Consider the following 12989-nt stretch of genomic DNA (forward strand, 5'->3'; position numbering starts at 1 on the left):
TCCTCCTATTTTTTTATTTTCCATCCCTTATTTATCAGCTGTTGTTCTAATTTTTTTCTTTGTATTTCTTCTTTATTAATCTTTGGTTGTTTCTTTTTATTAGGTTTAACAAAGTTAGGATCTTTTCTTGTTAATGCAACTCTTCCTCTTTGCATATCTATATCAAGTACTCTAACTTTAATTATTTGACCTATAGATAATACCTTAGTTGGATCATCAATAAATGAATGTGAAAGCTCAGATATATGTATCATAGCATCATTTTTTAATCCTATATCAACAAATGCTCCAAATTTTGTAACATTTCTAACTGTTCCCTCAAGTTCCATTCCAGCTTTTAAATCTTCTATAGATAAAACATCTTCTCTTAAAAGAGGTTTATCAAAATCATCTCTTGGATCACGTCTATCTTTAATTAAAGCTTCATAAACATCTTTAGTTGTTTTATCAAGACCTGTTTTTTCTATTATCTTTTGTAAATCTACTGACTTAAGTTTTTCTCTTACAGATTCTAAATCTGATTTTAATTCATTTACAGAAGTAGAAAAACTAGCTAAAATCTCTTCAGCTATATGATATGATTCAGGGTGAATTATTGTATTATCTAAAGGATTTTCTCCATTTGGTATAACAACAAATCCTGCTAATTGTTCAAAAGCCTTAGATCCTAGTCCTTTTACTTTTAAAATTTCTTTTCTATTTTTAAAATCTCCATTTTCTTTTCTATACTCAACTATATTTTTAGCAATATTTTTCTTAATACCTGATACAAAACTTAAAAGTTCAGCACTTGCAGTATTAATATTTACTCCAACCTTATTAACTATTTTTTCTATAGTTTGTTCAAGTTCTTCATTTAATTTCTTTTGATTAACATCATGTTGATACATTCCAACACCTATAGATTTAGGGTCTATTTTAACAAGTTCAGCAAGTGGATCTTGTAATCTTCTTGAAATAGATATAGTTCCTCTTACGGTAACATCAAGTTCAGGAAATTCTTCGGCAGCAACTTTAGATGCTGAATAAACTGATGCACCTGCTTCATTAACTATGATGTATGATACTTTCTTTTCCTTATATTCTTTAAGAACTTCTGCAACAAAACTCTCTGTTTCACGACTTGCAGTTCCATTTCCTATTGCTACTATATCAACATCATATTTACTTAAATATTTAAGTATCTTATTTCTTGCAATTTCTAATTGTTTTTCACTGTGCATTTCTTTAACTAAATAAACTACATCACTTTCTTTAAAGAAACCATCTTTATCAATTATTGCAAGTTTTGCCCCTGTTCTATAACCTGGATCAAGCCCTAGTATAGTTTTTTTATTTAATGGTGGTTGTAATAACAGCTTTTCTAAATTAGTTGCAAAATTTTCTATAGCCTCTAATTCTGCTTTTTCTGTTAAAATATTTCTAAGTTCATTTTCTATAGAGGGATACATTAATCTATCTATAGAATCATTTACTACATCTATTAAAAAAGGTTTAATATTACTATTTTCAAAATTCATATTATATATCTTATTTACTAATTCTTCTCTTGTAGGTTCATCTATTTCTAAACTTACCTTTAGGATTTTTTCATTTTCTCCCCTATTAATAGCTAGTATTCTATGCGTAACTATTTTAGAATATGTTTCTTGAAAGTTATAGTAATCTTTGTATACTTGTTTTTCATCAAGTTCTTTATTTTTCTCAATTAATTTAGAAACAACTAAAGATTTTTGTGCAAGTAGATTTCTTAAGTATTCTCTATTAGTAATTTCCTCTGATATTTTTTGAGCATATATTAAATGAACACCCTCTAATGCTTCTTCCACACTTAAAACATTATCATTAATATATTTACCTGCTTCTTCCCTTAAAGCTTCCATAGTAATTTTTGCATCTTTTGCAAAAATAGATAAAGGTTCTAATCCATTTTCTATAGCTATATCTGCCTTAGTCTTTTTCTTTTTCTTATATGGCATATATAAGTCTTCCACTCTTTGTAATACTGTCGCCTCATTAATAGCTTTTTCAAGCTCTGGGGTTAATGCACCCTGTTCATCAATAAGTCTAATTACTTCTTCTTTTCTTTTTTCAAGATTTCTATAATATGTTATTTTTTCTACTAAATCTCTAATTTGTTCTTCATCTAAATTTCCAGTCAATTCTTTTCTATAACGAGATATAAAGGGAATAGTTGCTCCCTCATCATATAGCTTTATAGTTTCTATAATTTGTTTTAAACCTATGTTAAGTTCATTAGAAACATATTCAAATATTTTAATTTCCATTCTTTCCTCCATTATTTTCCTATCATACCATTTTATCACATTTTTTTCAAAATTTCTAGCTAAAGCGTGATATTTAAGCACTATAAATTAAAGTTAATCAGTAAAAAAATAAAAGAGAAAAAGACAGATTATATCCTCTTTTCCTCTATTTGAGATAATTTATTATGAAATTTAAATATTGATATTGATAATATAGCAAAAACTATAATAAAATTAACTATAATTAAGTGTTGTAAACTAATAAATCTTAAGATAAAACTAAATAATAGTAACATAATAAGTGATGAAACTCTTGATGTAGTACTTTTTAATGATATTAAAGAACTAATATTTTCTTTTGATACAATTTTTGAAAAATTATATGTAATGAAATAATCAAGTATAGTAAAAACTGAACAAATTAATAAATATATTACACTTACTAAATATTTATTAGTTGACAAAATAATTAAAGGTATTAGCATTAATATAACAAAAGAAAAATAGATATATTTCATATTATTTTTTGCTTTTTCAATAGGGAAATAGTATGAAATAAACCCTATAAGCTGAAATAAGATGTAGTAAATATATAAGTTTTCTTTACTTATACCCTTTGTTAAAAATAAAGCTTGCCAAAGTTGAAAATGAGTTTGAAAATATATTTGACTTACAATTCCTAAAAATATATAAATTCTTAAATTTTCATTTGCCTTTAATTCGTTAATTACCTGAAATAAATGCATTTTTATTTTTACATTTTCCTTTAATGATTCCTGATTATTTTTGAAAAAAATAAGAATTATTAAAAAGGAAAAAGCAATAAATAATGCTCCTAATAAATATATTTTAAAACCTATTTTAAGGTATAAGAAAGAACCTAAAATACTCCCTATTATCATAGCTGTAAACATTATTTGTGATGACTTTTTTATAAATCCATTAAGTAAACTTTCATTTTCACTTTTTATATCATTTATAATTTGAGCATCTAATGTCCCACTTATTGTAGCCTCAGAAAATCCATATATAAACCAAGCTAACGCTAAAATATATAAGATATAAAATTTATATATTAAAATAAAGGTTACAATAACAAATGTATTAGATAGTAGATATAGAAATTTACGAGAATATCTATCTGCCCAAATCCCACTTGGAAATTCAAATAATAGTATTGCTAAACTAAAAAAAGATTGTATAAATATTATATTCGATATATCTAATCCTTTTTGAAATAATAACACTGTTAATATCGAATGTGGCAATGATCTAGCTAGTACTATCATAAATATTGAGATATAATAAATTATTTGATTTTTCTTTAAAATACCATTCATTTACTATCACCTACAGAACATATACAACTACTATCTATTTTAGTAATTATTTCAAGTTTTTCAAAAGTTTTATTAGAAATACCTATTCTTTTATTGTATGAGTTTATTTTTTGATACATACCACTCATATATGCAATTATATCAACCATAGCCATGCTTGAAGCCATAGCATTATTAATAAATGATGATGGTGCCGTATATATATCGTTTATTCCTTTTATAGAATCATTTTCTTTAAATATCATTTCACTTTTAACCTTTAATGTATTATGGCATAAAGGACATGATGAAATTCTAGGTATATAAAACGGTCCTATTACTGAAATATCATTTAAATAACCTATATTAAGAAATGGTATTTCATATTTAACAGCTATTTCTGTAACATCTTCTAATATTCCATTACTATCTCCAGATAATATAATAAAAGTGTTTTCTGCCCCAATTTTTTTTATAAGATTTTCTAAATTAACTTTATTAGCAAATTCTAAAATTGTAGTTATTTTATTTTTTTCATTTCTTTTATATAATTCATTTTTTAAACAAGTTACCTTACACTTATCTACATCTTTCAACTTAAATAAAATTTGTCTATTAAGATTTGAAAGTTCTATTAAATCTCCATCAAATGGTATCATTTCCTTTATATTATATGTATTAAGAGCATAAGCAATATAATTTCCAATCCCACCTGTTCCTAAAATTATAAATTTATGTTTTTTAAAATTTTTTAAAATAAAATCTGTGTTTTCGTAAATAGAATCAATGTAAAGTTTATTTTTAAAATATATACTATTTTCTTCGTGAAATACTTCTTCAAAAGAAGTAATAATTCTTTTCTTTACTAATTTATTAAAAATATTCAAATAATTGTCATTGATATTTAAAAATTCTTGAACTTCTTTATTACATTTTGGTATTTTTAAAAAATATAAAATTTTTAAACTTATTTCCATTTCTTCATCATCAACAAAATATTGATTCGTACCAAGACCGATAATATTAACATCTCTATCCTTGTACATTCTTGTCGTCAAAGATATTTTATACATTTTTCCTCCTTAAATATAAATAAAGTCCATATAATAAATAAAGCCTATATAAAATAGGCTATTTCACTAATTTTTAACTACTGTAAATATCACTAATCACCTCTTGAAATAAGAGTAACATAAAAAATATAAATAGTCAATTAGTTCAAATATATAAAATATTTATACATTAAATATATATTATATATTAAAAAATATCTGCTATTAATATTTTTTAAATATCTTTGATTTTCATTACTAATTATTTTTATTTTATTCAAGTTTAAGTTTAGTATTTTCTAAAGCTTTTAAAAAATCACTATGAAAATTACCTATTACTTCTATTTTTTCTGATGTAATAGGATGAGTAACCTCTAACTTGTATGCATGAAGCATCTGTCTATCATATTCATCTTTTCTCCCATATACATCATCTCCTAATATTGGAAAGAAGAAATGTGAAAGATGCACTCTAATTTGATGTGTTCTTCCTGTTTCAAGATTTATCCTAAGTAAAGAAAAATTTTCATTACTATCTATGACTTCAAAATTAGTAATAGCAAGTTTACCTGTACCTAATACTGCCATTTTCTTTCTATCATTTGGATTTCTTCCTATCATAGTTTCTAATTTTCCACTTTTTTTATTTACTTTGCCCTTTACTATAGCATAATATATTTTTTTTATTTCCTTATTTTTAAACATTTCAGATAATTTAAAATGAGTTTTATCATCTTTTGCTATAATAATTAAACCTGAAGTATTTTTATCAAGTCTATGAACTATGCCAGGTCTTAAATCTCCATTAATACCTGATAAATCTTTAATTTTATACATAATAGCATTAACTAATGTATTTTCTTCATGACCCTTAGATGGATGAACTACCATACCAGCATATTTATTTATTATAGCTAAGTATTTATCCTCATATACTATATCTATATCTATGTCCTGTGGTATAATATCAACTTCTTTTAAATTAGGTATATCAATAAAAATATCATCTCCAAAGTTAACTTTGTATGAAGCCTTAGTTTTTTTTCCATTAACTAAAATATTACAAGATTTAATAAGCTCTTGTATTCTTGTTCTAGTTTCATCTATTCTTTTAGATAAATATATGTCTATTCTTTCATTTAAACTATCCTCAACTAACATCACATACTCCTTAGCATAAATATTTTTCTATTATTTCATCTACTGTGCTTACACGAGTATTTTCTTCTATACCTTCCTCACCTTTAACCTGACCAAATCCCCAATTACAATAAATGAAATCTATATTAGAATTTTTAGCAGTTTCTTTATCTACTAACATATCTCCTACAAATAGTATTTCCTCATTTTTTAAATTTAATTCATCTCTAAGTCTTAAAATATTTATATTAGATGGTTTTCTTTCATGTATTTTATCAGGATCTACTCCTATTATTTTGTAGAAATTATATGATTTCAATTCATCTATCATACATGATTTAACCGCTAAATCTTGATCCTTATTAGTAACTACTGCAAATTTTATATCATTTGATGTTAGATAATCAAGTAATTTTTCTATACCATCATATGGTTTTAAATTATAGTCATATTCCTTATCATATATTTTAAGTAAAACTTCCATAATCTCATTAACACTTTTATCATGATTTTCTTTTTCTATTATCATTTCTACTAATCTTCTTAATCCATTACCAACAAAATGATTATATTCCACTGCTTCATATGTCTTTAACCCAAAATGCATAAGTGCCTTATTAGTCGCATTAGCTATAGCATATATTGAATTAAGTAATGTCCCATCTAAATCAAATATCACTAATTTTTTTTTCATTTTTTCACCTTTTATCATATATTTTATTTAAGAACAGCCCAGTTATATCCTTCGCTACCATTTACTTTTAATATTACATCATCAAATAGAATAGTATTTTGCATAATATTACTTATTTCTTCAAAAGGATATATATCTTCTCTAACCTCAAATATTAATTCATCATGTACTTGAAGTAACATTTTAAAATTCTCATTACATAACTTATCATATATTTCTTTCATAACCTTTTTGATAATATTTGCTGCTGTCCCCTGAATTACAGTATTTACTGCCATTCTCTTTGCCTGCTCTTTTATATTAACATTAGATGAGTTAATATCATAAACATATCTTCTTGTTCCAAATTTAGTCTCAACATAACCATCTTTTTCAGCTTTTTTTATAATATCATCAAGTAAGACCCTTACTTTAGGATATTCTTTAAAATATGTATTTATATATAGCTTAGCATCAGAAACTGTAATTTTAAGTTCTTTAGATAAACCAAAAGGTGTTTTACCATAAAGAACAGAAAAGTTTATTACTTTAGCTATATTTCTTTGTATTTTACTAACTTTTTCATCATCTTTTAACATAAATATTTTTCTTGCTGTTAATTCATGTAAATCTAAATTATTTTTATACGCATTTATTAAATTTTCATCTTTAGATATCTCAGCTAATACCCTTAATTCTATTTGAGAATAATCAAAAGATACTAATTTCATGCCCTTAGAGGCAATAAATCCTTCTCTAATTTTTGTACCCTCATCAGTTCTTGTCGGTATATTTTGAAGATTAGGATTGCTAGATGATAATCTACCTGTAGCTGTTCCAGTTTGATTATATGTTGTATGTATTCTACCATCTATTGCAAGCTTTAATAAGGGTTCCACATATGTTGATCTAAGTTTTACAAGTTCTCTATATTCAAGTATTAATTCAGCTATTTTAATACCCCTATCTTTAAGTAATTCAAGTACTTCAGCATCAGTTGAATATCCTCTTTTATTCTTCTTAACACCTTCTATCCCCATTTTTTCAAATAAGATTTCTCCTAATTGTTTAGGTGATGAAATATTAAAACCTTCTCCACTTTCAGCATATATTCTATCTTCTATATCTTTTATCTTTATTTCAAGTTCTAAACTATATTTTTCAAAATATTTTTCATCTATAGCTATACCCTGTTTTTCCATGTATATTAAAACATCAGTAAATTCTTTTTCTTCTAAGTACATATCAATTTGATTTTCTTTTTCAAGTAAATCCATAAATACTTCTTTTAATTTAAAAATAGCATAAGTTATATTTATTAACCTATTTTTTCTATACTCTATAGCATTAATTGGTGCTAATTTATTTAATATCTTCTTATCTATCTCTTCTATAGAAATTCCCAATTTATCAAATGCCATAGTTTCAATTTTCTGAGATTTATCCGTACCTAGAGTAAAACTTGCAAGTAAAATATCAAAATATCTTTTAAAATTAACTCCTAAATTCTTCCATTCCTTACCTGAATATATACAAACATTAAGATCATCTTTAATGTCCTTAATACTTACACCCTTTTCAAAAAGATTTCCTATTTCTTCTGAAATATCAAAAGTATAATGAACTTCATCCTTATTACAAAAGGCTATCCCTTCCTCACCAAGATAAAGTGAAATTTCTTCATTAACACTATTAATCTTAGTTATGAAATCATGTAAGTTAGAATATTCTATTTCCTTTATTTTAAGATCTATTTTAGGCTTATTTTTAACTAATTTTTCATATTCTTTTCTTAATTCATACTTTAAATATATTTCTGATAACTTATCGAAATTTTTTTCACAAACTTTAGCATCTTCTATATTTAAATCTATGTCAAGATCATCAAACACTGTAGCAAGCTTTTTACTAATATACGCTAAATCTTTTGATTCTATTAATTTTTTTTGTAATGTACCTTTAATATTATCTATGTTTGCGTAAATATTATCTATGTTATCATATTCTAATATTAATTTAGCTCCTGTCTTAGGACCTATACCAGAAACTCCTGGTATACCATCACTACTATCACCTATTAATCCAAACAAGTCTTTAATTTGATGAGATTTAACTCCTAAATATTCTATTACATCTTCATCATTTTTAATTATCTTATATGGTTCATTTTCATCCTTTTTACCTAAAAGTGCAACAGAAGTATTTTTATTTATAAGCTGGGCTAAATCCTTATCTCCTGTAAGAATTATTATTTCATAATCTTCAGAATATTTTTTAGAAATAGATGCTATTACATCATCAGCTTCATAACTTGGAACTTTAACTATCTTAATACCATATCCTTCTAAAACTCCATCTATAGCATCAAGTTGCATAACCAGTTCATCAGGCATACCACTTCTATTTTCCTTATACTCTTTATATATCTCACGTCTTTTAAGTTCAATTCTTTTAACATCTTTAGCTGCTATTACATATTCTGGAGAAAAATATGAAAGTGCAAGTTCTAATTGTTTTATAAACCCTAATATAGCTCCTACAGGCTCTCCACTTGAATTTCTAAAATTCATAAGAGCAAAATATGCTCTATACATAATTGCACTAGTATCTAATATCAATATTTTCTTCATATTTTTTACTCCTATCTTAAATATTTAAATATTTGATCATATATTATATCATTATATATTCCCTTATGAAATTTTTCTTTTTCTAATTCATCATTTTCTATACTTTGTTTAATACTTTCAGGATATTCTGAAAATATTTTTGTAACCTTAATACCATCAATAATAAATAGAGTAGGTATTTTACCTTCTGGATTATATTGTAGTAGTAATTCCTTATCCTCACTTCTTTTCCTATAATCCACAGTCATATTAGGAATAAATTTCTTCATAGCTTCAAGAACAGCTATTACTATAGAAGAGTCTGGACATTTAGGGTGTCCAAAAACAAGTAAATTAACTTCTTTTTCAATCTTTGATAACTCCTCTTGTTTTTCTTCTGATAAACTTACTTCACCTAATAATCTTACTTGATTGTCCATATACTCTATTTCATCTGTAAATCTTAAATACTCTTTAAATGTTGCCATTTTATCTCCTTATTTAGAATTATTTAGTTTAAGCATTTTAGTATATAACCCATTTAATTTAACTAAATCATTATGATTTCCACTTTCTACTATCTCACCTTTATCTAATACAAATATTTTATCAACATCTCTAATAGTTGAAAGTCTATGTGCAATTATTAATGTCGTCCTATTTTTTTTTAGCATTTCTATACCATGTTGTATAATTTGCTCTGTTTTACTATCTATATTAGCAGTTGCTTCATCCAATATTAATATCTTAGGATCTTTAGCAAGGGCTCTTGCAAGAGATATTAATTGTTTTTCTCCAGTTGAAAAATTACTTCCATCTTGCATAACTACACCATCTAAACCTCTTTCATCAAGTATATATTTAGCTCCTACCATTTCAAGAGATCTTCTAGCAACTTCCTTATCCTCACTTATATTATCACCTATAGTTCCTTCAAACAAGAAAGAATCTTGTAATACTATAGCTACATTCTCTCTTAATGTATATGTATCTATATCTTTAATGTCTAATCCAGATATTTCAATTTTACCTTTTTGATTTTTATAAAACTTAACCAATAAATTCATTATTGTCGATTTACCACTTCCTGTATGTCCAATAAAGGCTACAGTTTGATTTTCTTTAATTTCTAAGTTAATATCTTTTAAAACATATTTATCATCATATGAAAAATATACATTCTCAAATTTAATATTTCCTTCTATTTTTTCAGGTTTAATTAAATCATCTTCATTTTCTATATCTAATTTTAATAGTTCATAAATATTTTTAGCAGATCCTCTTGCTTTAGAATATTCTGATAAATTCATAGTTAAATTACTTAATCCATTTACTATATTTGAAATATAGAAAATAAATACAAGAGTGTCTCCTGATGTTATAAGGCCTAAATTAAATGTAGCAGAATATATATAGTAAAATATTATAGTTAACTGCACTAATTTAGTTAAAAAGTCAAATGCATTATGTCTAATAAATGCTTCTAACAATGTTAAAATCTTATCACTTTTATACCTATTTTGTGCTGAAATATCCCAATCTTTAAGTGCTTCCTCTTGATTATTAAATGCTACTATAATCTCTAAATTTTGACACATTTCATTAACTTTTCCATTACAAATAGAATAATGTTTTCTTAAATCAGATATATAACTATATGTTGAATTTTTATTATATTTTTGTAAAATTAAAATAATAGGAAGATAAATAAGTAAAATTAATGATAATTTCCAATTAATATATATCATAATAGAATAAATTACAGCTAATTGAGATAATATTATTAAAATAGAAACTAGAGTTTCAGAAAAAAAACTTCTAATAGCCTTTACATCAGAGGTAATTTTAGAAAGGACTGAACCTGCTGGAATATTATCAAAATATTTAATAGGTAATCTTTGAACATGATTATATATTAAAATTTGTATATTCGTATATACAATATTTGCTGCCCTTTGCAAAATTCTTTTTCTATACACTAAAGTTATTGCTTCAAGTATTTTTAAAAAAATATATATTAAAGCTATCTTACCTACAAAAAAATATATTTCGTTTAAATCAAAACTTTCTATTTTTTTATCAAAGGCAACTGCTATTAATTTTATGGCTATAACTTCTGAAACAACCCCTATTATTAATACACTTAATCCAATAATATATTCTTTTCTTGCCTTTTTAATAAATTTAAAAAATTCAAACAAATAATTCTTCTTATTCATAAACTTCTACCTCCTTCTTATTTTGGTAATCATAAAGTTCCTTATACCATTTTGAAGAAAGTAATAACTCATTATGAGTTCCTATATTTTCTATTTCACCATCAGATAATATTATTATTTTATCAGCATTAATAACACTACTTATTCTATGAGAAACTATAATATTAGTTTTACCTTTTCTATTATCATTTAATCTTTTAATAATATTTTTTTCAGTTCTAATATCTAAGGCTGAAAGAGAATCATCAAATATTAATATTTCAGGATCATTTATTATTGCCCTTGCTATAGATAGTCTCTGTTTTTGTCCCCCAGATAATGAAACTCCATTTTCTCCAACAAGAGTATTAATTCCATCTTTAAATCCTTTAATATCCTTATTTAAATCTGCTACTTCTAAAGCGTATTCTAATTTTTCTTCTATTTTTCTGTTAAATAATACATTCTCTTTAATAGTTTTAGAGAATATGAAATACTCTTGAGGTGAATAACCAAAATTTTCTCTGAGTGACATTAAATTATATTCTTCTATAGGAAATCCATCTATATATATTCCTTCACTATCTTCATAAAATCTTAATAGTTGTTTTATAAGAGTAGTTTTTCCACTACCAGTTTTACCAACTATACCTATAGTGTCCCCTTTATTTATTATTAGGTTGATATTTTTTAATACCTGTTCATCATCATATGAAAAAGAAAAATTCTTAAACTCTATTCTATCTGAAAATTTTAATTTTCTACCATTTTCATTAATTAATTTCTCATCCATATTCAATATATCTTTTATCCTATCATATCCAATTTTCATATCAAAATGAGCAATAAAAAAGCTTGCAAATACAGTGTATGGCCAAGGCATTAAAAACATTATAAGGGAAACTGAAATTATTGTTCCAAAAGTAATATTACCGTTAACATATTGATAATATCCATAAATTATTAAAGTAAAATATGAAAATCCTACAGAAATTATATTAAGACCATGACCATATATACTTCTCATAGAATAATTTAAATGTAACTTAGCATATTTTAATACATTATCTTCAAATTCTTTTGAAATTTTTGATAATAGATTGTATGTTCTAACTATCCTTACTCCCTTAATACTTTCAAGTGTTTTTTCAGATATATCATCAAATTTTTCAGTCATTTTTAAATAAAGGTTCTCATATTTTTCTTTTTTTAGGATTATAATAAAGCTTGATAATAAATATGGAATATTTATTAAAATAACAAATACTAAATCTATTTTAAATAAAATGAATATAAAAATTATTAATACCCCCAATATTCCTCTTGTAAAACAATAAAGGCCCCATGAAAAATATCCTGATATATATTCTTCAACATCTCCTATTATCCTACTTAAAATTTCTCCAACACTAAATTTTTTAAATATTTGTGGATTTTGTTTTAACACCTTTTCTAATATAGCCCTTTGAATTTCATATATAATTTCAGGATAGTTTATAAAAACATAGTATTCATAAATACACTGAACAATATAGTAAACTATAGCCATTATAATCATTAATAAAATCTTATATTTTATTTGAGACATACTCATACTCTTATTATTTATACCATCTACTATTTCTCCTAAATAATCTAAAGGTAACATAGTAAATAACATTATTATTAAACTTAATATAGAGGCAAAAAGAATTTTCCATTTTCTTTTCCAAAGTAATTTATTTATCATAT

At 24.4% G+C, this 12989-nt stretch carries 9 protein-coding genes; all 9 read right to left on the reverse strand.

What is annotated here, in order from left to right:
• Positions 1-5 precede the first annotated feature (5 nt).
• Entirely contained in the window at positions 6-2288 is a 2283-nt protein-coding gene (locus BUE91_RS06495) for a Tex family protein (protein WP_073508337.1), read from the reverse strand.
• A gap of 128 nt (positions 2289-2416) precedes the next feature.
• Entirely contained in the window at positions 2417-3607 is a 1191-nt protein-coding gene (locus BUE91_RS06500; protein WP_083573816.1) for an MFS transporter, read from the reverse strand.
• A complete protein-coding gene (locus BUE91_RS06505; RefSeq protein ID WP_073508338.1) occupies positions 3604-4659 on the reverse strand; it encodes a ThiF family adenylyltransferase in 1056 nt (351 codons plus the stop codon). Before BUE91_RS06505 ends, BUE91_RS06500 begins: the two co-directional genes overlap by 4 nt.
• A 252-nt stretch (positions 4660-4911) precedes the next feature.
• Positions 4912-5799, reverse strand: a complete 888-nt coding sequence (locus BUE91_RS06510; protein WP_073508339.1) for an RluA family pseudouridine synthase — start codon at positions 5797-5799, stop codon at positions 4912-4914.
• A gap of 10 nt (positions 5800-5809) precedes the next feature.
• Complete coding sequence (locus BUE91_RS06515; RefSeq protein WP_073508340.1) at positions 5810-6472, reverse strand: HAD family hydrolase; 663 nt, start codon at positions 6470-6472, stop codon at positions 5810-5812.
• Positions 6473-6495: 23 nt separating this feature from the next.
• On the reverse strand, positions 6496-9081 hold the full coding sequence (polA, locus tag BUE91_RS06520) for a DNA polymerase I (protein ID WP_073508341.1): 2586 nt from the start codon (positions 9079-9081) through the stop codon (positions 6496-6498).
• A gap of 11 nt (positions 9082-9092) precedes the next feature.
• Positions 9093-9548, reverse strand: a complete 456-nt coding sequence (locus BUE91_RS06525) for a thioredoxin family protein (RefSeq protein WP_066900218.1) — start codon at positions 9546-9548, stop codon at positions 9093-9095.
• Between the two features lie 9 nt (positions 9549-9557).
• Complete coding sequence (locus tag BUE91_RS06530; RefSeq protein WP_073508342.1) at positions 9558-11279, reverse strand: ABC transporter ATP-binding protein; 1722 nt, start codon at positions 11277-11279, stop codon at positions 9558-9560.
• Positions 11272-12987: an ABC transporter ATP-binding protein gene (locus BUE91_RS06535; RefSeq protein ID WP_073508343.1), complete on the reverse strand. Its 1716-nt coding sequence runs from the start codon at positions 12985-12987 to the stop codon at positions 11272-11274. Before BUE91_RS06535 ends, BUE91_RS06530 begins: the two co-directional genes overlap by 8 nt.
• Positions 12988-12989: the final 2 nt, after the last annotated feature.

Origin of the sequence: Streptobacillus notomytis, assembly GCF_001902585.1 — a bacterium.
Lineage (GTDB): Bacteria > Fusobacteriota > Fusobacteriia > Fusobacteriales > Leptotrichiaceae > Streptobacillus > Streptobacillus notomytis.